Source organism: Bradyrhizobium sp. B117 (genome assembly GCF_038969555.1).
GTDB lineage: Bacteria > Pseudomonadota > Alphaproteobacteria > Rhizobiales > Xanthobacteraceae > Bradyrhizobium.
Genome location: NZ_CP152414.1, coordinates 7,503,393 through 7,523,540 on the forward strand (window position 1 = coordinate 7,503,393; position 20,148 = coordinate 7,523,540).

Annotated in this window: 19 protein-coding genes and 2 pseudogenes; 7 read left to right on the forward strand and 14 right to left on the reverse strand. The window is 64.6% G+C overall.

Annotation, left to right across the window (positions count from 1 at the left end):
• Positions 1-7 precede the first annotated feature (7 nt).
• Positions 8-520, forward strand: coding sequence for a DUF4142 domain-containing protein (locus AAFG16_RS36330; RefSeq protein ID WP_342733071.1), 513 nt, complete (start codon positions 8-10; stop codon positions 518-520).
• 6 nt (positions 521-526) lie between these two features.
• On the opposite strand, the gene AAFG16_RS36335 is transcribed toward AAFG16_RS36330, so the two are convergent.
• Positions 527-820 (reverse strand): hypothetical protein, encoded by a 294-nt coding sequence (locus tag AAFG16_RS36335; protein ID WP_283081205.1) that lies wholly within the window; start codon positions 818-820, stop codon positions 527-529.
• A 268-nt stretch (positions 821-1,088) separates the two neighbouring features.
• On the opposite strand from AAFG16_RS36335, the gene AAFG16_RS36340 reads away from it, so the two are divergent.
• Complete coding sequence (locus tag AAFG16_RS36340) at positions 1,089-7,382, forward strand: HAMP domain-containing protein (RefSeq protein WP_342733073.1); 6,294 nt, start codon at positions 1,089-1,091, stop codon at positions 7,380-7,382.
• A gap of 13 nt (positions 7,383-7,395) precedes the next feature.
• Positions 7,396-8,886, forward strand: a complete 1,491-nt coding sequence (locus tag AAFG16_RS36345) for an HWE histidine kinase domain-containing protein (RefSeq protein WP_342733075.1) — start codon at positions 7,396-7,398, stop codon at positions 8,884-8,886.
• On the opposite strand, the gene AAFG16_RS36350 is transcribed toward AAFG16_RS36345, so the two are convergent.
• The gene (locus AAFG16_RS36350) at positions 8,883-9,104 is read right to left on the reverse strand and encodes a hypothetical protein (RefSeq protein ID WP_283081208.1); all 222 of its coding nucleotides are present in this window, start codon (positions 9,102-9,104) and stop codon (positions 8,883-8,885) included. The two genes, AAFG16_RS36345 and AAFG16_RS36350, sit on opposite strands and share 4 nt — an antisense overlap.
• 141 nt (positions 9,105-9,245) lie before the next feature.
• On the opposite strand from AAFG16_RS36350, the gene AAFG16_RS36355 reads away from it, so the two are divergent.
• Positions 9,246-9,503 carry a hypothetical protein gene (locus AAFG16_RS36355; RefSeq protein WP_283081209.1) on the forward strand — a complete coding sequence of 86 codons (258 nt, stop codon included), beginning with the start codon at positions 9,246-9,248 and terminating at the stop codon, positions 9,501-9,503.
• A 94-nt stretch (positions 9,504-9,597) separates the two neighbouring features.
• Positions 9,598-9,837, forward strand: a complete 240-nt coding sequence (locus tag AAFG16_RS36360) for a hypothetical protein (RefSeq protein WP_283081210.1) — start codon at positions 9,598-9,600, stop codon at positions 9,835-9,837.
• Between the two features lie 79 nt (positions 9,838-9,916).
• On the opposite strand, the pseudogene AAFG16_RS36365 reads toward AAFG16_RS36360, so the two are convergent.
• From AAFG16_RS36365 to AAFG16_RS36380, 4 genes and pseudogenes are all read right to left on the reverse strand, one after another.
• Positions 9,917-10,225, reverse strand: a pseudogene (locus AAFG16_RS36365) (DJ-1/PfpI family protein); the annotation flags it as partial.
• 52 nt (positions 10,226-10,277) lie between these two features.
• On the reverse strand, positions 10,278-10,478 hold the full coding sequence (locus AAFG16_RS36370) for a hypothetical protein (RefSeq protein WP_342733078.1): 201 nt from the start codon (positions 10,476-10,478) through the stop codon (positions 10,278-10,280).
• 60 nt (positions 10,479-10,538) lie between these two features.
• Complete coding sequence (locus tag AAFG16_RS36375; RefSeq protein WP_342733080.1) at positions 10,539-10,721, reverse strand: hypothetical protein; 183 nt, start codon at positions 10,719-10,721, stop codon at positions 10,539-10,541.
• 18 nt (positions 10,722-10,739) lie between these two features.
• The gene (locus tag AAFG16_RS36380) at positions 10,740-10,961 is read right to left on the reverse strand and encodes a hypothetical protein (protein WP_342733082.1); all 222 of its coding nucleotides are present in this window, start codon (positions 10,959-10,961) and stop codon (positions 10,740-10,742) included.
• A gap of 115 nt (positions 10,962-11,076) precedes the next feature.
• Between AAFG16_RS36380 and AAFG16_RS36385 the strand changes: the two genes are divergently transcribed.
• Both AAFG16_RS36385 and AAFG16_RS36390 read left to right on the forward strand, forming a co-directional pair.
• A complete protein-coding gene (locus AAFG16_RS36385; RefSeq protein ID WP_342733084.1) occupies positions 11,077-11,271 on the forward strand; it encodes a DUF3072 domain-containing protein in 195 nt (64 codons plus the stop codon).
• Positions 11,272-11,347: 76 nt separating this feature from the next.
• Complete coding sequence (locus AAFG16_RS36390; RefSeq protein WP_283081214.1) at positions 11,348-11,632, forward strand: DUF6496 domain-containing protein; 285 nt, start codon at positions 11,348-11,350, stop codon at positions 11,630-11,632.
• Positions 11,633-11,650: 18 nt separating this feature from the next.
• Here AAFG16_RS36390 and AAFG16_RS36395 read toward each other — a convergent pair whose 3' ends face one another.
• The 8 genes and pseudogenes from AAFG16_RS36395 to AAFG16_RS36430 form a co-directional block, all read right to left on the reverse strand.
• Positions 11,651-12,013 (reverse strand): hypothetical protein, encoded by a 363-nt coding sequence (locus AAFG16_RS36395; protein ID WP_027558239.1) that lies wholly within the window; start codon positions 12,011-12,013, stop codon positions 11,651-11,653.
• Between the two features lie 272 nt (positions 12,014-12,285).
• Complete coding sequence (locus tag AAFG16_RS36400) at positions 12,286-13,818, reverse strand: Do family serine endopeptidase (RefSeq protein ID WP_342733087.1); 1,533 nt, start codon at positions 13,816-13,818, stop codon at positions 12,286-12,288.
• 179 nt (positions 13,819-13,997) lie between these two features.
• Positions 13,998-14,210: a hypothetical protein gene (locus AAFG16_RS36405; protein ID WP_283081216.1), complete on the reverse strand. Its 213-nt coding sequence runs from the start codon at positions 14,208-14,210 to the stop codon at positions 13,998-14,000.
• Positions 14,211-14,381: 171 nt separating this feature from the next.
• A pseudogene (locus AAFG16_RS36410) lies at positions 14,382-16,228 on the reverse strand (EAL domain-containing protein).
• Positions 16,229-16,495: 267 nt separating this feature from the next.
• Entirely contained in the window at positions 16,496-17,233 is a 738-nt protein-coding gene (gene rpe / locus AAFG16_RS36415; RefSeq protein WP_342733090.1) for a ribulose-phosphate 3-epimerase, read from the reverse strand.
• Entirely contained in the window at positions 17,230-18,162 is a 933-nt protein-coding gene (cbbX, locus tag AAFG16_RS36420) for a CbbX protein (RefSeq protein WP_342733092.1), read from the reverse strand. The genes rpe and cbbX overlap by 4 nt, the downstream gene beginning before the upstream one ends.
• A 101-nt stretch (positions 18,163-18,263) precedes the next feature.
• Positions 18,264-18,671, reverse strand: coding sequence for a ribulose bisphosphate carboxylase small subunit (locus tag AAFG16_RS36425; protein ID WP_027558230.1), 408 nt, complete (start codon positions 18,669-18,671; stop codon positions 18,264-18,266).
• Positions 18,672-18,682: 11 nt separating this feature from the next.
• Positions 18,683-20,143, reverse strand: coding sequence for a form I ribulose bisphosphate carboxylase large subunit (locus tag AAFG16_RS36430; RefSeq protein ID WP_342733094.1), 1,461 nt, complete (start codon positions 20,141-20,143; stop codon positions 18,683-18,685).
• Between the last annotated feature and the right edge of the window lie 5 nt (positions 20,144-20,148).

Here is a 20,148-nt window from a genome sequence, read left to right on the forward strand (position 1 = left end):
GAGCTGCATGAGGATTCTTGTCGCGATTGTCCTGACCTTCATCAGCACCGCGGCGCTCGCCGACAATACGGGTGAGCGAACCGCCGGCGACCGCACGCCGACCGCGACCGATGTCATCAGCGGCCTCTACAGCTTCAGCCGTTTCCAGCAGGGCCTTCTGGAGAGTACCGATCTGAAGGGCAACGCGGAGGTCAAGAACCTCGCCGCCTTGCGCGCCGAAGAGGCGGCCAAGCGCGACAAGGCGCTGAAGCAGATCCAGGAGGCGATCGGTACGGAGCCGCGCGCCGGCAAGACGACGTCGGTGAGCGCAGGTCTCGTCGAACCCGAGAATTCCGACGGTCCGACTTACGTCAGAAGCTTCTATGCCGCGCAGATTCCCGAGTATGAATCCGCCATCAGCCTGCTCGAGCACTATCTGAAGGGACCGGACAATGCGGCACTAGCCGCCTTCGCGCGCGAGCAGCTCCCGAGGCTGCGCGCGCAGGTCAGGGACGCCGAGCGCACCATGGCGGACAAGTAGCCGCTCCTACTTGTCGTTCGGATGATGTTGCTGGCTTTCCGGCCGCACGGTGCGGTCGCTGTCCGGCATCCTGTCCCGGCCCGCATCGCCATTGTCATCCTTGCCGCCCGAGGTCGAGGTGCCGCTGCCGCTCGGGTTCGACCTGGTCGACAGACCTGTGGTTGACGTGTCCGCATGCGGGGTGGCGGAGCTGGCGGCAGGATCGCCGGTCTCGGCCCCCCGCCCGCTGGGCGTACCCTGGGCAAACGCCGATCCGGCGGCGAACGATAGGACGATGATCGCGGCAATTCCTGCTCTCATATGCTCTCTCCCTCTGTCGGGCTAACCGCAGGATCGACGCTCCGTTCCGAGGCATTGCCGGTGTTGGAGGGGCACCCGCCTATGGCAATTTATTCCGAAGCCGCGTGGAACCAATCCGATGGATCGCGGTTAAATCGGCCGGGCTGAGCAAAGCAGGTTCCATTTCCCGGCGTCGCAACCTTGGCGCTTGATTTCGAATTTGGCTGACGCTCTATTTTGACCAAACGCGTCGTGCCAGGATTCGGCCGATGCTTGCGGGGGAATCAGTATGAGCGACCTCGATCCCGGAACTGCATCACGCTCCGGTCGTCGCGTCCCAAAACCAAAAACCAACGGTATGTCAGAGCCGGATTCCCGCGCGGAACTGCTACTCGCCTTACAGGCCATGCGCAGCGGCGATTTCTCCGTGCGGATGAGCGGCGACTATCTCGGCATCGACGGCAAGATTGCCGACACTTTTAACGAAATCATCGCCGCCAACCAGCGCATGGCGCAGCAGCTCGAGCTGGTCGGCCAAGTGGTCGGCCGCGAGGGCAAGACCCGCCAGCGCGTGAAATTCGGCCTCGCCTCGGGCTCCTGGGCCGACATGGAAGGCTCGGTCAACACGCTGATCGACGATTTGCTCTGGCCGACGCGCGAGGTGACCCGCGCGGTCGCCGCCGTCGCCCAAGGCGACCTGCTCCAGACCGTCAAGCTCGACGTCGACGGCCGGCCGCTCCGCGGCGAATTCCTGCAGTCGGCAACCATCGTCAACACCATGATCAAGCAGCTCGGCGTGTTCACCTCCGAGGTGACGCGCGTCGCGCGCGAGGTCGGCACCGAGGGCAAGCTCGGCGGTCAGGCCCAGGTGCCCGAGGTGACCGGCGTCTGGAAGGACCTCACCGAGAGCGTCAACTCGATGGCGAACAACCTGACCAACCAGGTTCGCAACATCGCCGAGGTGACTATCGCGGTCGCCAACGGCGACTTGTCGAAGAAGATCACGGTCGACGTGCGCGGCGAGATCCTTCAGCTCAAGGAAGCCATCAACACGATGGTGGACCAGCTGCGCTCCTTCGCCTCCGAAGTGACGCGCGTCGCGCGCGAGGTCGGCACCGACGGCAAGCTCGGCGGCCAGGCGATCGTGCCTGGCGTCGCCGGCACCTGGAAGGACCTGACCGACTCCGTCAACGCGATGTGCGGCAACCTCACCGCACAGGTCCGCAACATCGCCAACGTCACCACGGCCGTGGCGCGCGGCGACCTCTCGCGCAAGATCACGGTGGACGTGCGCGGCGAGATCCTGGAGCTGAAGGACACCATCAACACCATGGTGGACCAGCTCAACTCCTTTGCCTCGGAGGTGACGCGCGTCGCGCGCGAGGTCGGCACCGAAGGCAAGCTCGGCGGCCAGGCCCAGGTGCCCGGTGTGGCCGGCACCTGGAAGGATCTCACCGACAACGTCAACTTCATGGCGTCGAACCTGACCGCGCAGGTCCGCAACATCGCCGACGTCGCCACAGCGATCGCGAGCGGCGACCTTTCGAAGAAGATCACGGTGAGCGTCTCGGGCGAGATCCTTCAGCTGAAGGAAACGCTCAACACCATGGTCGACCAGCTCAACGCCTTCGCCGGCGAAGTGACGCGTGTCGCGCGCGAGGTCGGCACCGAAGGCCGGCTCGGCGGCCAGGCCAACGTGCTCGGCGTCGCCGGCACCTGGAAGGACTTGACGGAAAGCGTCAACTCGATGGCGTCGAACCTGACCGCACAGGTCCGCAACATCGCCGAGGTGACGACGGCGGTCGCCGGCGGCGACCTGTCGAAGAAGATCACCGTGGACGTTCGCGGCGAGATCCTGGAGCTCAAGGACACCATCAACACCATGGTGGACCAGCTCAACGCGTTTGCCGGCGAAGTCACGCGCGTCGCGCGCGAGGTCGGTACCGAGGGCAAGCTCGGCGGGCAGGCCCAGGTGCGCGGCGTCGCCGGAACCTGGAAGGACTTGACGGACAGCGTCAACTCGATGGCCTCGAACCTGACCGGCCAGGTCCGCAACATCGCCGAAGTCGCGACCGCGGTCGCCAAGGGTGACCTTTCGAAGAAGATCACCGTGAACGTGTCGGGCGAAATCCTTCAGCTGAAGGAGACGCTCAACACCATGGTCGACCAGCTCAACGCCTTCGCCGGCGAAGTCACGCGCGTCGCGCGCGAAGTCGGCACCGAAGGCAAGCTCGGCGGCCAGGCCCAGGTAACCGGCGTCGCCGGAACCTGGAAAGACCTCACCGATAACGTCAACTCGATGGCGGGCAACCTCACCGCCCAGGTCCGTAACATCGCCGAGGTCGCGACCGCCATCGCCGGCGGCGACCTGTCGCGCAAGATCACGGTGGACGTGCGCGGCGAGATCCTTCAGCTCAAGGACACGCTGAATACGATGGTCGACCAGCTCAACCGCTTCGCGGGCGAGGTGACGCGCGTCGCGCGCGAGGTCGGCACCGAAGGCCGTCTCGGCGGCCAAGCCAATGTGCCCGGCGTCGCCGGCACCTGGAAGGATCTGACCGACTCCGTGAACTCGATGGCGGGCAACCTCACCGCCCAGGTCCGCAACATCGCCGAAGTCACCACCGCCGTGGCGCGCGGCGACTTGTCCCGCAAGATCACCGTGGACGTGAAGGGCGAAATCCTCGAGCTCAAGAACACCATCAACACCATGGTGGATCAGCTCAACGGCTTCGCTGGCGAAGTGACGCGCGTCGCGCGCGAGGTCGGCACCGAAGGCAAGCTCGGCGGTCAGGCCGAGGTGCCCGGCGTCGCCGGCACCTGGAAGGACCTCACCGACAACGTCAACTTCATGGCCTCGAACCTGACGGCCCAGGTCCGCAACATCGCCGAGGTCGCGACCGCGATCGCCGGCGGCGACCTGTCGAAGAAGATCACGGTGGACGTGCGCGGCGAGATCCTGCTGCTCAAGGACACCTTGAATACCATGGTCGAGCAGCTGCGCTCCTTCGCCGCCGAAGTGACGCGCGTGGCGCGCGAGGTCGGCACCGAAGGCCGGCTCGGCGGTCAGGCCGTCGTGCCCGGCGTCGGCGGCACCTGGAAGGACCTCACCGACAACGTCAACCTGCTCGCCGCGAACCTCACGACGCAAGTCCGCAACATCGCCGAAGTCACCACCGCCGTGGCGCGCGGCGACTTGTCCCGCAAGATCACCGTGGACGTCAAGGGCGAAATCCTCGAGCTGAAAAACACCATCAACACCATGGTGGACCAGCTCAATGCCTTCGCCGGCGAAGTGACGCGCGTGGCGCGCGAAGTCGGCACCGAAGGCGAGCTCGGCGGACAGGCCCAGGTGCCTGGCGTCGCCGGCACCTGGAAGGATCTCACCGACACCGTCAACTTCATGGCGGCGAACCTTACCGAGCAAGTCCGCGGCATCGTCAAGGTGGTGACGGCGGTCGCCAACGGCGATCTCAAGCAGAACCTCACCGTGAAGTCGAAGGGCGAGGTCGCAGCGCTCGCCGACACCATCAACAACATGACCGAGACGCTCGCGACCTTCGCCGACCAGGTGACGTCGGTGGCGCGCGAGGTCGGCGTCGAGGGCCGTCTCGGCGGTCAGGCCGACGTGCCCGGCGCCGCCGGCACCTGGAAGGACCTCACGGGTAACGTCAACCTTCTGGCGGCCAACCTCACCTCGCAGGTGCGCGCGATCGCGGAGGTGGCGACCGCCGTGACCAAGGGCGACCTGACGCGGTCGATCCAGGTCGACGCCCGCGGTGAAGTGGCCGAGCTGAAAGACAACATCAACACGATGATCACGAATCTCCGTCTCACGACGGACGTGAACACCGAGCAGGACTGGCTGAAGACCAACCTCGCCAAATTCACCAACATGCTGCAGGGCCAGCGCGACCTCGCCACCGTCGGCCGGCTTCTGCTCACCGAGCTGTCGCCGCTGGTGAACGCCCATACCGGCGTGATCTACCAGGTCGAGAGCGAGGACAATCCGCAGCTCCTGCTGCTGGCCTCCTACGCCAGCGACGGAGTCTATCCCTATCAGCGCGTGCTCCAGTTCGGCGAAGGCCTGATCGGCCAGTGCGGCCTCGACAAGCGGCCGCGCGTGGTGGCCGACATTCCGTCCGACGTCGTGCCGATCAACTCCGCGCTGTTCCGTGTCGCACCGAAGAACCTCGTCGTGCTGCCGGTGCTGTTCGAGGGCCAGGTCAAGGCCGTCATCGAGCTAGCTTCGCTGGTCTCGTTCACGACCTCACAGATGACGTTCCTGGAGCAGCTCACTGACTCCATCGGCATCGTGCTCAACTCGATCGAAGCGACGATGCAGACCGAAGGCCTGCTCAAGCAGTCGCAGCAGCTGGCTGGCGAGCTCCAGACCCAGCAGCGTGAATTGCAGCAGACCAACGACCAGCTCGAGCAGAAGGCGCAGCAGCTCGCCGAGCGCAACGTCGAGGTCGAGCGCAAGAACCAGGAGATCGAGCAGGCCCGCCGCGCGCTGGAGGAAAAGGCGACCGAGCTCGCGCTGACCTCGAAGTACAAGTCCGAATTCCTCGCCAACATGAGCCACGAGCTGCGCACGCCGCTGAACTCGATCCTGATCCTGGGGCAGCAGCTCACCGACAACCCGGACGGCAACCTCACCCCCAAGCAGGTCGAATTCGCCCGCACCATTCATGGCGCCGGCACCGACCTGCTCAATCTCATCAGCGACATTCTCGATCTCTCCAAGATCGAGTCCGGCACGGTGACGGTCGACGCCGAGGAGATTCTGACTGCGAACCTTCTCGAGACCGTCGGCCGGCCGTTCCGGCACGAGGCGGAGAACCGCAATCTGTCGTTCAAGATCGACGTCGATCCGAACCTTGCGCGCAGCATCGTCACCGATTCCAAGCGGCTGCAACAGGTCCTGAAGAACCTGCTCTCCAACGCCTTCAAGTTCACCGCCGAAGGCGAGGTGCGTCTGACGGTCGCCGGCGCAGTCGGCGGCTGGGGCACGGATCACCCGGTGCTGAACTCCGCGCCGGCCGTGATCGCGTTCGAAGTGTCCGATACCGGCATCGGCATTCCCCTGGAGAAGCAGAAGCTGATCTTCGAGGCGTTCCAGCAGGCCGACGCCGGCACCAGCCGCAAATACGGCGGCACCGGCCTCGGTCTAGCCATCAGCCGCGAGCTTGCAAGCCTGCTCGGCGGCGAAATCCATCTGCGCAGCGCGCCGGGCAAGGGCTCGACCTTCACGCTCTATCTGCCGCTGAAATATTCCGGCCCGACGCTGGCGCCGCGCGCGTCCGCGCCGCAGGCCTACAGCCAGCCGCCCGCACTCCAGCCGTCCGCGCCCGAGCAGCAGCGCGTCATCGAGCAATTGCCCGACGACCGTCTCAACCTCGAACCCGGCGACACCATTCTGCTCATCGTCGAGGACGATCCTCACTACGCGCGCGTGCTGGTCGATCTCGCCCGCGACAAGGGCTTCAAGGTCCTGGTCGCCGCGCGTGGCGCGGAGGCGCTGGAGCTTGCCAAGCAGTATCAGCCACGGGCCGTCTCGCTCGACGTGTTCCTGCCCGACATGCTCGGATGGACGGTGCTGAGCCAGCTCAAGCACAATCCGCTGACCCGCCACATCCCCGTTCAGATCATCACGCTCGACGAGGACCGCCAGCACGCACTGGCTCGCGGCGCCTTCTCCTTCGTCAACAAGCCGACCACGACGGAAGGCGTGGCGGCCGCGCTGTCGCAGATCAAGGAATATGCGCGGCCGCGGCGTAAGCGGCTGCTGATCGTCGAAGACAACGAGGCCGAGCAGCTCTCGATCCGCGAGCTGCTGCATCATGACGACATCGAGATCGTGGCGACCGACACCGGAGCCGGCGCGCTCTCGACGCTGCGCGAGGCGCCCTGTGATTGTGTCGTGCTCGACCTCAGGCTGCCCGACATGAGCGGCTTCGAGGTGCTCGACCAGATCCGCAAGGACGAGGCGCTGTCGAACATTCCGGTCGTGGTCTTCACCGGCCGCGAGCTCTCCGCGGAGGAAGACGCGGAACTTCACACCATGGCGCGCAGCATCGTGGTCAAGGGCGTGGAATCGCCGGAGCGCCTGCTCGACGAGACCGCTTTGTTCCTGCACCGCGTGATCACGGAACTGCCGGTCGAGAAGCAGCGCATGCTGGAGAAGCTGAACAGTTCCGACGAGGATTTGATCGGCAAGACCGCCCTATTGGTCGACGACGACGCCCGCAACATCTTCGCGCTGTCGAGCGTGCTGGAACGGCGCGGCATGAAGGTGCTGACGGCGACGACCGGCAGCGAGGCGGTCACGCTGGTCGAATCCAACCCGGAAATCGCCATCGTGCTGATGGACATCATGATGCCGCAGATGGATGGCTATCAGACCATCGGCGTCATTCGCGAAAACCCGGCCTTCGCCCGGCTTCCGATCATCGCGCTGACCGCCAAGGCGATGAAGGGCGACCGTGAAAAATGCCTGGAAGCCGGCGCGTCCGACTACCTCGCCAAACCCGTCAACACCGATCAATTGCTGCTTGCGATCCGCATGTGGCTGCATCGTTGAGCTGGATCCGCGAATGGACCACGAAAAGGTCAACATCCTCCTCGTCGACGACCAGCCGGCCAAGCTGCTCGCCTACGAGGTGATCTTGAAGGATCTCGGCGAGAACCTCGTAATCGCTTCGTCCGGTCGCGAGGCGCTGGAGGTGCTGCTCAAGACCGAGATCGCGGTGATCCTGGTCGACGTCTGCATGCCCGAGCTCGACGGTTTCGAGCTCGCCGCGATGATCCGCGAGCATCCACGCTTCCAGAAGACCGCGATGATCTTCATCTCGGCGATCCAGGTCAGCGACATCGACCGGCTGCGTGGCTACGAGATGGGCGCGGTCGACTACGTCCCCGTGCCTGTCGTGCCCGAGGTGCTGCGCGCGAAGGTCAAGGTATTTGCTGAGCTCTATCGCAAGACGCGGGAGCTCGAGCGGCTGAACCAGGACCTCGAGGACCGCGTCCGCGCCCGTACCGCGGAACTGGAGAACTCCACCGCGAAGCTGCGCGAGAGCGAAGAGCGGCGCAGCATGGCGATTGCCGCCGGCAAGATGGGCTCCTGGGACTGGGACTGGGTCACCGGCGACTGGATGTGGGACGAGGGCCAGTACCGCATCTTCGGCGTGAGCCCCGAGAGTTTCGACGTCAACCCCGCCAACGTTCAGGCCCTGTTGCATCCCGACGACGTCGATCAGCTGCGCAATGCCGTCGCCGAATTCAACAAAGGCACGCGCGCTTACGAGACGGAGTTCCGGATCGTGCGGCCCGACGGCGAAGTGCGCTGGTGCGTCGGCACGGCCGCCGCGACGGCGGACAATAGCGGCCGTGTCGTGCGCGTGAGTGGTGTCACGGTTGATATCACCGAACGCAAGCGGGCCGAGGAGCGGCAGAATCTGCTGGCGCGGGAGGTCGATCATCGCGCCAAGAATGCGCTGGCGCTGGCGCAATCGATCGTGCGTCTGACCCGCGCCGACGAGGTCAAGGCCTATGTCAACGCCGTCGAGGGCCGCATCAACGCGCTGGCGCGCGTGCATACGATTCTGTCGCTGTCGAGCTGGCAGGGCGCCGAGCTCTCCAGGCTGATCGACGAAGAGCTAGCGCCCTACTCGCTCGGCGGCCAGATCAAGCTCGCAGGTCCCGAAGTTCAGTTGCTGCCGGCCACCGCCCAGACGCTGGCGCTGGCGCTGCACGAGCTTTTCACCAATTCGGCAAAGTATGGCGCGCTCTCGACGCGGTCGGGGCGGCTGATGATCGGCTGGCAGGTCGAGGACGACCTGCTCAAGCTGACCTGGGAGGAATCCGGCGGCCCGCTGGTCAGGACGCCGAAATCGCGCGGCTTCGGCACGCGGAGCCTGCTTGCCAGCGTCGAGTCCCAGCTCGGCGGACAGGCGCAATTCGATTGGCGGGCCGAGGGCCTGTTGTGCCGCCTGGACGTGCCGCTGACACGCAAGTCAGCAGCAACGACGACACCCGGCAAGTTCGAGGCGCCCAGCTCCGTCGAATTGCAGCGCGCATCCGGTTAGCCTGACGCCGCGCTGGTCCTGCGCTGCGCCGTCCGCGGTTCGCGCGCGACGCGCCCCTCGAGCCAGGCTTCCGTTCGGGCGAGATCGCGTAGCGCCTTCGCATAGCGGCGGGCCGCGCTTCGCTCCGCGCCGCGCGGCAGCTTGCGTGCTTTGCGCAGGATGTCCGCAGCGGCATTGCGATAAGCCAGCGAGCGGTAAAGAAAAACTACCTTACCCATATCGAATGTTCCCGTGTTGCTGGCCCATATCCTCGCAAGCCCGGCATGAACGTCGGATGAAGCGCGCGACGAAATTCCTTGATCCGGAGGGAACCAAAGAACGTGTCGCGCATTTGTCTGCTGGATTCGGGACGCGGTTCCATGCGCACGAAAAAGTCGTCGGATCTGATTTCTCCCACTGGCCTCATCAAGCTGATGACGCATGCGATGATGGGCGCAGCCCTCGGCCTCGCCTTCAGCCTTGCGCTCATCCTGTCCAATCCAGCCGTCGCCAACCTCGTGAATGACGGCGGACGTCAGGCGGTTCTCGTCTTCACCCTCACGCTCGTGACGACCTTCGCGATCGGCGCGACGCTCACCGGCGTCGTGTTCATCCTCGCGGAGGACAAGCAATCTTGAAGTTTGCCTGACACCTGGGACATCTTTGTTGGGAACTCCTGCGGCCAACGGCGGTTGGCAGCCTGCGTCATTTTAACCCAGGGAGTTCCCCCGCATGAAGACAACCAAGCTCGCTCTCGCCGTGATGCTGGCAACCGGCCTTGCAGCCGCTCCGTTCGCCGCGCAGGCCAAGTCGCACAAGGCCAAGCATGGATCCTCGATGTCATCGTCGCAGACTACCGGCGCGAACACCAAGCCCTCGAAAGGCCCCGACGCCTCCGGCCAGGGCGGTTCTGGCCCGGGCTCCGATCAGGGCGGCACGATGACGAACAGCAAGGGCGGCATGAGCAAGTAAGCTCACATAGCTTCGGCCGCATCTCAAACAAAAGCCCCGCGGCAATGCGGGGCTTTTCGTCGAAGCGGTGCAGCAAAGGTCACGCAGCGCTGCGCTGGACGTGACGGCCTTCCTTCACCTCTTCGATGATCTTGGCGCTGAAGGCGTCGAGGTCGCCGGGGTTGCGCGAGGTGATGACGCCTTGGTCGACGACGACTTGTGAGTCTTGCCATGTCGCGCCGGCGTTGATGACGTCGGTCTTGATCGACTTGTATGACGTCATCTTGCGACCCTTGGCGATGCCGGTCTCGATCAGGAGCCAGAGCGCGTGGCAAACGGCGGCGACGATCTTCCTGGCGTTGAAGATCTCCTTGATGAAGGACAGCGCCTTCGGCTCGACGCGCAAGAGGTGTGCGGCTTCGCGCAGCGGCATGATGGCGGTCAAATCACCACGCCGAGCGCTAGCGCCACATCGTCGGTGCGCGGACCAGAGCATCTCGCGCAGCCTGCTTTAGATCCTCGATCGAGCGGCGTCCTGTTTGCGCGGCGTCACGCAGCCGCGTGGCGACACGCTCGCGCGTCGCGAGTTCGGAGAGAGGAAGCCCGGCGCAGACGTCGTCCAGCACGGCCTGTATCAAAGCGGCCATTTCGGCATCGTGCATCGGCGAGCTCCAGCGTGTCGCGTAGCGCGCTCGCTTTAGCTGCGTCGGATGTCAGGGATGTTAAAGGCGCCCCGGAGCGTTGGCTTTCACGAGCTGCTCGAGCTGCGCTCGCTTGCGTGCAATCAGGAGCTGGGCCGCAGCATCATCGAGCCCCTCGCGCTGCAATTGCCGGATCGCGGAGCCGAGCTCGAGGATTTCGGCGCGCAGTCTTAGAATCCGGTACGTGTCCGGGTCTTCCTCCACCGCGCGCCTCCGGAACTATCAGCGGCGCGCGATGGCGCGCACCGGATTGACGGCTGTCTTCATGGGACGAAGGCGCACCCGGTCGCGGACTTCAGGCAGGACGTCGCCACCGCCGGCGGCTTTCCATTCGCCGATCAGCAGATTGATCCTCCGGCGCAGATCCATCTGCGCCAGGGCCTTTTCGGTGCAGTCGCGATCGCGATTGACGAGGTCGCGGACGGACGCCTCGATATCGGCCATCTCTCGCCTCAAGGCACTGATTTTACGTCGAATTTCATTAATTCTGTTGTCCATGGCTTGTTAGAACAAAATAAGAACATATAGTCAAGTCACGATTTCAGGACGGAGCAGCGACATGCAGGTTCAGGGTAAATACGACGCCAAGGCTTTTCTCATGGAGCAGATGACCCGCGCGCAAGGCTTGAGGTTGAAGCGGCTCAGCGAGGAGACCTACCAGCCGGCACAATACGATCGGGATCTGTCCTTCGCTGAAGCTGCGCGCCGCATCCGCGCGCTGGAGGCGGAGATCGAGCTCGCGAATTCTTTCTAGGCAGGCGGAACGCTCCGCACGCTCAGGGAACCATGCTTGTGTCCAATGGTTTTTCCCCGGCCAAGGGAGAAAATGCATGGCACGCAAGGCAAAGAAACGCCGCTACTCGCGCAGCTCCGGCAGCGACGTCGAAAGCGAGATGCGGCGCTACAAGAAGGGCACCGCGAAGAGCGGACGTGGCGGTCGTGGCGGACGCGTGAAGAGCCGCAAGCAGGCGATCGCGATCGGACTGTCGAAGGCGCGCAAGAAGGGCAAGAAAGTCCCGAAGAAGGCGTCGAAGCGCAAGACGTCCAAGAAAAAGACGTCCAAGAAGTCATCCAGGAAATCATCCAAGAGGTCGTCGAAGCGCAAATCCTCCTAGCGCTCGCGCCGGTCCGTGTCAGATCATGCTGCCCGGCATGAAGCAGCGGATCGAAATCCCGAACGCCGTCTTCACCGGCCACACCATGGTGCGGCCGGCCCGGTTCGGCTCGGTAATAACGGCTTCATCCGGCACCTCGACCCATTGCCCGTCGAGCCGCACCCGATAATGCCCGTTGTGCGACTCCCAGTCGGGATCGGCAACGGCAAAACCATCCGCATCCGAACAGCACGGGCCAAGATGGCTGCGCAGGCTGTCGAACCATGGCTTGAGCGGGGAGTCGGCGTAACGGCCGTCATCACGCCCGAGGGCGTTTCCGCTCCACAGCACCAATGGCGCCACAAGCAACGCACGCCTCAGCGAGAGCTTCAATCGATCCATGTTCGGCACCGATCAAATGCGAACCACCGACCGGTTCCAAAAAGCGGCGGCAGTTCGAAGGTCCACGCTTGCAACCGTCTCGGCGGCTCCGTTGCCGCCAGTCAGATATACGACTCGGAACAGTGATCAGCGAACACGGCTTTTTCGGACGAACCGCGTCATCGTCCCTGCCGTTAACGAGAATGTTATCGGATATCCCGGGTACTTCTCAAGGCGAACAGAAAAGGCGGCCCCAAGGGCCGCCTTTGGATTTGGTCCGGTCGACGTTCGCCTTACGCGAGCGGCACCGCGACGAACCGGGTCGCCTCCGCGCTCTTGACCTGCAACAGCACGCTGCGCTTACCGGACGACTTCGCCTGCGCCAGCTCCGAGCGGACGTCGCCGACATTGGCAACGGCCTTGCCGCCGACATTGAGGATGACGTCGCCGGTCTGGATGCCGCGCTGTGCCGCCGGCCCTTGCGGATCGACCTCGGTGACGACGACGCCTTTCTGGCCGGCGCCCTGCACCTCGCCGGCCGGAGCCAGGCTCAGCCCGAGGCGCGGCGTGCCGGAATCAGGCTGCACCTTGCCCTCGCCGGTCTTGCCTTGGGCCTGCCGCTCGTTCGGCAGCTCGCCGAGCGCGAGCGTCACCGTCTTGGCTGCGCCCTTGTGCAAGACGTCGAGCTTCACGGAGGTGCCGGGCGCCAGCGTGGCGATGGTGCGGGCGAGATCGCGGGAGTCCTTGATCGCGGTGCCGTTGACGGCGGTGATGACGTCGCCGGCCTCGATGCCGGCCTTCGCCGCCGGGCTGCCGTCCTGCGGATTGTCGACGATCGCGCCGCGCGCTTCCTTGAGGCCGAGGCTGTCGGCGATCTCCGAGGTCACCGGCTGCACCTGCACGCCGAGCCAGCCGCGCGTCACCGCACCCTTGTCCTTGAGCTGCGCGACGACGAGCTTCGCGGTCGAGGCCGGAATGTCGAAGCCGATGCCGACTGAGCCGCCGGAGGGCGAGAAGATGGCGGTGTTCACGCCGATCACGTTGCCGCTCATGTCGAAGGCCGGACCGCCGGAATTGCCCTTGTTGATGGGCGCGTCGATCTGGATGAAGTCGTCATAGGGTCCGTTGCCGATGTCGCGGCCGCTGGCCGAGACGATGCCGGCCGTGACGGTGCCGCCGAGGCCGAAGGGATTGCCGACAGCGACCACCCAGTCGCCGATACGCGGCTTCTGGTCGGAGAACTTGACGAACGGGAAGTCCTTCTTGCCGTCGACCTTGATCAGCGCAAGATCGGTCTTCGGATCGGTGCCGACCACCTTCGCGGTGTAGACCGTGCCGTCATCCATCGTCACCTGCACGGACTCGGCATGATCGACGACGTGGTTGTTGGTCACGGCATAGCCGTCGGCGGAGATGAAGAAGCCGGAGCCTTCGCCGGTGATGACCTGATGGCGCTGGCGCGGCATGCCGTTCATGCCGGGGCCGCGGAAACCGAACTGCCGCGAGAACTGGTCGAACGGCGAATCCTCGTCCGAATCCATCCGGTTCTGCTGCATCATCGCGCTCTTGTCGTTGTCCTGGTCGATCTTGACCCGCACCGAGATGACGGCGGGTTTGACCTTGGCAACGAGATCACCGAAGCCCTGCGGGGTCGCGGCGCCTTCCGCGGCCTGGGCCGGCGCGACGAAGGAGGTGATGCCGAATTGCGAGGAAGCAGGAGAGGCTGCGAGCACGGCCACGCCGAGCGCGGCCACGGTGCCGAGCAGCGCGAGCCGGCGCGGCTTCAGGATCGTGCGGGGGGTGTCGGAATTGACGCGATCGTTCATGTCGAAATGTCCATGTTGGGTAAGTCGCCTTGAACCCAACATGGACATCGTCACCTTACGACGTCCCGTCCACGCGATTAAATCTTGGCAAAGAAAGGCGCAGCCGAAATCGACGACGGACGCCCGAATCGCTCGGCCTGCTGCCCGCCCCTTCTAACGAGGCGGTGCCAACAAGCTCTTCACGCGGCGACGTGAGTCTCCCACGCTGCGGCCGCGGCGGCGTCCTCGTCGCGTTGTGCGTTGCAGGCGTCGAAATGCGCCTTCAGCTCGGTCTCGGCGAGATGTTCGAAATGCTCGGCCTGGCCGAGGAGTTCCCAGTTCTGGAGCGGCCGATAGGCCGCCTGCTGACGACAGAGGGACGCCAGTGCCCGGTAGCGACGTACGTTCTCCATGAGACCCTCCCTCGCATTCACTGGGCTTATTGCCCTGATTTGCGTCAGGCCGATGGCGGCCGTGCAACAGATTTGCTGCACGCACGGCCGGCCGGATCAAAGTTAACTTTTCAGAAATGCGCAAGCGAAGATTGGTTCCTAGCGCAGAACCAGGGTGGAACTCGCAAGGCCTCAGGCGTAGCGGCGGCGCTCGACGGTAATGCCGATCAGATCGAGATACCGTTCGATCGGTTCGGGCCGGCCGATGAGGTAGCCCTGCATCTCGTCGCAAGCCTCCCCCGCCAGGAAGGCACGCTGGGCTTCCGTCTCCACCCCTTCGGCGACGACAGGAATGTTCAGGGCGCGCGCAAGGCTGAGGACCGCGCGGACGATCTCGGCCGATTGCGGACTCGCCTCGAGATTGGAGATGAAGCTGCGGTCGATCTTGATCTTGTCGAACGGAAACGACTGGAGATAGGACAACGACGAATAGCCGGTGCCGAAATCGTCCATGGCGATGCGGATGCCGAGCGCCTTCAAACGCCGCAGCAGATTCAGCGCGCGCGTGAAATCGCCGATCAGCACGCCCTCGGTGATCTCGACCTCGAGCCGGCCTGGCGCGAGGCCCGTCTCCACTGGTGGATCGAGCGCTCGAGGTCGCCGGCCTGGAACTGGACCGGCGACAAATTGACCGCGACCGGCAGCGGCCGCGGCCAGGACGCCGCCTCGCGGCACGCTTCGCGCAGGACCCATTCGCCGATCTGGATGATCAGCCCGTTCTCCTCGGCGAGCGGAATGAACTGGTCCGGCGGCACGAAGCCGCGCGTCGGATGGTTCCAGCGCAGCAACGCCTCGAAGCCGACGACCTCGCCATTCATCCGGGCCTGCGGCTGGAAGTAGACGAGGAGCTGGTTCTGCTCCAGCGCCTGACGCAGATCGTGCTGCAACAGCCTGCGGTCGCGCAGCTCCTGGTCCATCTCGGATTCGAAGAAGCGGACCCGGCCCCTGCCCTCGCGCTTGGCGCGATAGAGCGCGGAATCGGCGTTGGCGAGCAGTGTCGCCGCGTCCACTCCGTCATCGGGGTAGACCGCGATGCCGACGCTGAGGCCGACATGGGAGAGATAATCGTCGACCTCGAGCTCGGTGCCGATCGCCTCGACCAGACGCTCGCCGAGCGCCAGCACCGCGTCACGGCGGGCACCGTCCGGCATCAGGATCATGAATTCGTCGCCGCCGACGCGGGCGATGAAGGCGCCGTCGGCCTCCGCTGCAAGACGGTCCGCCGCCGCCCGCATCAGCATGTCGCCGACGGGGTGGCCGAATACGTCGTTGACATCCTTGAAGCGATCGAGATCGAGGCTCAGCACCGCAAAACTGGTCGAGGCCTCCTGCGCCCGTTCCAGCCGCTCCGCCAGCGCGACATTGAATGCACTGCGGTTGGGCAGATCGGTCAGCACGTCGTGATGTGCGAGATGGCTGATGCGTTCCTGCGTGTTGACGCGCTCGGTGACGTCCTCGATCACGCCGACCAGATATTGCGGCTCACCCGCGCCGTCCGTGATCAGCATCTTGCGCGAATTGACGACGCGGTCGTGGCCCTTGACGCCGACTTCGAGCAGGTGCTCCTCCAGGAACATCGGCATCCCGCTGGCGACCACCCGGCGGTCCTGCTCGTTGACCATGCGGGCGACGTCGGCCGGGAAGATCTCCTCGGGAGTCCTGCCCAGCATCTGCTCACGCGGCACGCCGTAATAGTCTTCGCCGGCGCGGTTGAGCAGGATGTAGCGCGAATCCTTCGCGCACTTCGCGAACACGGCGATGGGAATGTTCTCGACGATGGTGTCGAGGAATTCCTGGGTCCGCAGCAGATCCTGCTCGACCTCGTCATGGGTGTGCCCGCGCACGTCCGTCAATCTCTGACGGCCGCGATCGCTAGCCTCATAGGCCGCGCTGACGAGCTCGCCCAATTTGACGAGATCGACCTGTCCGGCGGCATCGGTGGCGCAGCGGAGCTGCTCGGCGAACAAGCGGTGCATCATGCCATCGCTCCGCGCCGCGTGCAGGCCTCATGCCTGCAAATATCTGCGTTCCGCATCCCCGCGCTCTCATAGCGTTCCTGAACCGCAGATTGAGGCGCTCAGCATTGCGTGGGCGTTAATCGAACTCGCGTCCCGGCCGCGTTGGTTACCCCGGCCTGAAAGGAATCGGTCGGTTTGCGCGGCATCCTCCGTAGAACCCCGGAGAAAGATGGCGCGCTTGGGCACGATCGGAACCGCGACGACATCGCCGCGCGTCTGATCCGTCGTCTACCGGATGAGCGCGCCCTCTCCGGCCCGCATCGGCTGGGCGGAAATTTCCTGCAATTTCGGAACCCGCCCGACTTCCGCAGCAGCGCGAATGGCGGCAATGTTGGTGGCATAATCGGCGCGGCTCCTGCCGCGGAACACCGCCGATCCCGCGACCAGCGTATCGGCGCCCGCGGCGGCGACGGCACCAGCATTGTCGCGCGTGACGCCGCCATCGACCTCGAGCCGTATCGGCCGGTCGCCGATCATGCTGCGAACCCGCCTGATCTTCTCGATCTGGGAGCCGATGAAGGACTGGCCGCCGAAGCCGGGATTGACCGTCATCACCAGCACCAGGTCGAGCCGATCGAGCACATATTCGATCACGCTTTCTGGTGTCGCCGGACACAGGCTGACGCCGGCCTTCTTGCCGAGCGCGCGGATTGCCTGGAGCGAGCGGTCGAGATGCGGGCCGGCCTCGGCGTGGATCGTGATGACGTCGGCGCCTGCCTTTGCGAATGCCTCGAGGTAGGGATCAGTCGGTGCGATCATCAGATGCACGTCGAAGATCTTCGACGTCACCGGCCGGATCGCCTTGATGACGTCGGCGCCAAAGCTGATGTTCGGCACGAAATGTCCGTCCATCACGTCGCAATGGATCCAGTCGGCACCGGCTGCGTCGATCGCTGCGATCTCCTCGCCGAGACGGGCGAAATCCGCCGCCAGGATCGAGGGGGCGATGATGATCTCCCTGCTCATGGCTTTGCACTCCGCGCATCTGCTCCACCGGTGAACACGCGGCTTGCAAGGACATCCATAGGATCGATGGTTTCGAGATCGGCGACATCGAGCATGCGGTCGAGATCGGACACCAGTCGATCGGCCTGGCGCAGGCGGATGCGGTCCACAGCGTTGCGGATCGAGCGCGCATTGGAGAAGAACGGCTGGGTCCGGCGCAGCGCGATGTATTTTTCGAACGCTTCCCGCGCTGCCGCCGAGAAGCGATAGCCGCGCTCCTTCAGCATCAGCTCGGCGATGACGAGCAGCTCAGATTCGGCATAATCCGGGAATTCGATGTGGTGGGCGATGCGCGAACGGAAGCCAGGATTGGAGGCGAAAAAGCTCGTCATCCGCTCGCCATAACCGGCGAGGATCACGACGAGATCCTCGCGCTGGTTCTCCATCACCTGGAGCAGGATCTCGATCGCCTCCTGGCCATAGTCGCGCTCGTTGTCTGGCCGGTGCAGATAATAGGCCTCGTCGATGAACAGCACGCCGCCCATCGCCTTCTTCAGGATCTCCTTGGTCTTCGGCGCGGTGTGGCCGATATATTGGCCGACGAGATCGTCGCGCGTCACCGAGATCACCTGCCCGCGCCGCACGAAGCCGAGCCCGTGCAGAATCTTCGCCATGCGCAGCGCCACGGTGGTCTTGCCGGTACCGGGATTGCCGGTAAACGACATGTGCAGCGTCGGCGGCGCGGCGGCAAGGCCCGCGCGCTGCCGGATGCGCTCGATCAGCAGCAGTGAAGCGATCTGGCGTACGCGGTTCTTCACCGGCTTGAGCCCGATCAACTCCTGCTCGAGCTGTTGCAGCGTGTCGGTGACTCCGGCGGCTTCAGCTTCCTTGCGTAAAACGAAACTGGTCTCGCCGGGTTCGGTTGTCGTGGCGTGGGGGACATCCAGCATGGCTACCCTCGAAGAAAAGAGCTTCGCCGCGGGGGGATGCGGCGAAGCAGTGGTCCGCCAAGGAAACGGAGCAGCGAGTGCTCCGCGCGGAGGGAGAATGGCTATTGAGAAGCGTGCGCGGCGAGCTTCCGCACGGTGGTGTAGCGGATGGCGCGTCCGCCCACCTCCTGCCGCACCAGCTCGAACTCCGCCTCTTTCGGAGGCCGGTTGACGATGAACGAGATCCGCACCGATTCCCAGCCATGACTGGAATCGAAGCCGCTGATGCGGATGTAGCGGTCACCATACACCCTGCGGCATTCGGCGAGCTCCATCATCACGCCGGCAGCGTCCTGGAGGTCGAACATCGGCAGGCCCCACATCTCCCAATAGGTGCTGCGGGGATGCGGGTCGTCGGTGAACTCGATGTTCACCGCCCAGCCGTTCGTGAGGCAATACTGCACCTGCTTGTAGATCTGGTCGTCGGTGAGATCAGGCAGGAACGAGAAGCAGCCCTGGGTCAGTTTCATCTCAAAACTCCTCAGACGGTTTCCAGCGCCGTCGGCACGAAGTCCGGCGTGTCGGTGGATTGATAGTTGAACGTGACGTCCTTCCAGACCTCGAGCGCGGACTTCAGCGGCGTGCAGGTCTGCGCAGCCTTCGCCAGGATCTCCGGGCCTTCATGGACGTAGTCGCGGCCCTCGTTGCGGGCGAGGATCATCGCCTCAAGCGCAACGCGGTTGGCGATCGCACCGGCGGCGATGCCCATGGGGTGGCCGATGGTGCCGCCGCCGAATTGCAGCACGACGTCCTCACCGAGGAGATCGAGCAGCTGATGCATCTGGCCGGCATGGATGCCGCCGGAGGCCACCGGCATCATCTTGTTCAGGCTCGCCCACGACTGGTCGAAGAACAGCCCGTGTTCGAGCTTCATCGGGTTGAAGTCCTCACGGCAGACGTCGTAATAGCCGCGCGTGGTGTTGGGATCGCCTTCGAGCTTGCCGACCACGGTGCCGGCATGGATGTGGTCGACGCCGGCGAGCCGCATCCATTTGGCGATGACGCGGAACGACACGCCATGGCTCTTCTGCCGCGTATAGGTCGAGTGACCGGCGCGGTGCAGATGCAGGATCATGTCGTTGCGGCGCGCCCATTTCGCCATCGACTGGATTGCGGTGTAGCCGATCACGAGGTCGATCATGACGATCACCGAGCCGAGCTCCTTGGCGAATTCCGCGCGCTCGTACATGTCCTCCATGGTCGCCGCGGTGACGTTCAGATACGTCCCCTTCACCTCGCCCGAGGCGGCCTGCGCGCGGTTCACCGCCTCCATGCAATAGAGGAAGCGGTCACGCCAGTGCATGAAGGGCTGCGAGTTGATGTTCTCGTCGTCCTTGGTGAAGTCGAGTCCGCCCTTCAGCGCCTCGTAGACGACGCGGCCGTAGTTGCGCCCGGAGAGTCCGAGCTTCGGCTTCACTGTTGCACCGAGCAGCGGCCGGCCGAACTTGTCGAGCCGCTCGCGCTCGACCACGATGCCGGTCGCCGGCCCCTGGAACGTCTTCACATAGGCGACCGGGAAGCGAATGTCCTCCAGACGCAGCGCCTTGAGCGGCTTGAAGCCGAACACGTTGCCGATGATCGACGCCGAGAGATTGGCGATCGAGCCGGGCTCGAACAGGTCGAGGTCATAGGCGATGTAGGCGAAATAGGAGCCCGGCGAGCCCGGCACCGGATCGACGCGGTAGCACTTCGCGCGGTATTTCTCCGCAGCGGTCAGGCGATCCGTCCACACCACCGTCCAGGTCGCGGTCGAGGATTCGCCCGCGACTGCGGCGGATGCCTCGATCGGATCGACGCCCTCCTGCGGCGTGACGCGGAACAGAGCGATGACATCGGTGTCCTTTTGCGTGTAGTCGGGCTCCCAGTAGCCCATGCGCTTGTATTCCATCACGCCCGAGCGATATCTCTCCTTGCCGCGGACGGTTCCTGCGTGTGCATTCATGGCTC

What these genes read in the sequence shown, in the direction of transcription:
- AAFG16_RS36330 (WP_342733071.1), top strand. Translation starts at nt 8, where the DNA reads ATGAGGATTCTTGTCGCGATTGTCCTGACCTTCATCAGCACCGCGGCG.
- AAFG16_RS36335 (WP_283081205.1), bottom strand. Translation starts at nt 820, where the DNA reads ATGAGAGCAGGAATTGCCGCGATCATCGTCCTATCGTTCGCCGCCGGA.
- AAFG16_RS36340 (WP_342733073.1), top strand. Translation starts at nt 1,089, where the DNA reads ATGAGCGACCTCGATCCCGGAACTGCATCACGCTCCGGTCGTCGCGTC.
- AAFG16_RS36345 (WP_342733075.1), top strand. Translation starts at nt 7,396, where the DNA reads ATGGACCACGAAAAGGTCAACATCCTCCTCGTCGACGACCAGCCGGCC.
- AAFG16_RS36350 (WP_283081208.1), bottom strand. Translation starts at nt 9,104, where the DNA reads ATGGGTAAGGTAGTTTTTCTTTACCGCTCGCTGGCTTATCGCAATGCC.
- AAFG16_RS36355 (WP_283081209.1), top strand. Translation starts at nt 9,246, where the DNA reads ATGCGCACGAAAAAGTCGTCGGATCTGATTTCTCCCACTGGCCTCATC.
- AAFG16_RS36360 (WP_283081210.1), top strand. Translation starts at nt 9,598, where the DNA reads ATGAAGACAACCAAGCTCGCTCTCGCCGTGATGCTGGCAACCGGCCTT.
- AAFG16_RS36370 (WP_342733078.1), bottom strand. Translation starts at nt 10,478, where the DNA reads ATGCACGATGCCGAAATGGCCGCTTTGATACAGGCCGTGCTGGACGAC.
- AAFG16_RS36380 (WP_342733082.1), bottom strand. Translation starts at nt 10,961, where the DNA reads ATGGCCGATATCGAGGCGTCCGTCCGCGACCTCGTCAATCGCGATCGC.
- AAFG16_RS36385 (WP_342733084.1), top strand. Translation starts at nt 11,077, where the DNA reads ATGCAGGTTCAGGGTAAATACGACGCCAAGGCTTTTCTCATGGAGCAG.
- AAFG16_RS36390 (WP_283081214.1), top strand. Translation starts at nt 11,348, where the DNA reads ATGGCACGCAAGGCAAAGAAACGCCGCTACTCGCGCAGCTCCGGCAGC.
- AAFG16_RS36395 (WP_027558239.1), bottom strand. Translation starts at nt 12,013, where the DNA reads ATGGATCGATTGAAGCTCTCGCTGAGGCGTGCGTTGCTTGTGGCGCCA.
- AAFG16_RS36400 (WP_342733087.1), bottom strand. Translation starts at nt 13,818, where the DNA reads ATGAACGATCGCGTCAATTCCGACACCCCCCGCACGATCCTGAAGCCG.
- AAFG16_RS36405 (WP_283081216.1), bottom strand. Translation starts at nt 14,210, where the DNA reads ATGGAGAACGTACGTCGCTACCGGGCACTGGCGTCCCTCTGTCGTCAG.
- rpe (WP_342733090.1), bottom strand. Translation starts at nt 17,233, where the DNA reads ATGAGCAGGGAGATCATCATCGCCCCCTCGATCCTGGCGGCGGATTTC.
- cbbX (WP_342733092.1), bottom strand. Translation starts at nt 18,162, where the DNA reads ATGCTGGATGTCCCCCACGCCACGACAACCGAACCCGGCGAGACCAGT.
- AAFG16_RS36425 (WP_027558230.1), bottom strand. Translation starts at nt 18,671, where the DNA reads ATGAAACTGACCCAGGGCTGCTTCTCGTTCCTGCCTGATCTCACCGAC.
- AAFG16_RS36430 (WP_342733094.1), bottom strand. Translation starts at nt 20,143, where the DNA reads ATGAATGCACACGCAGGAACCGTCCGCGGCAAGGAGAGATATCGCTCG.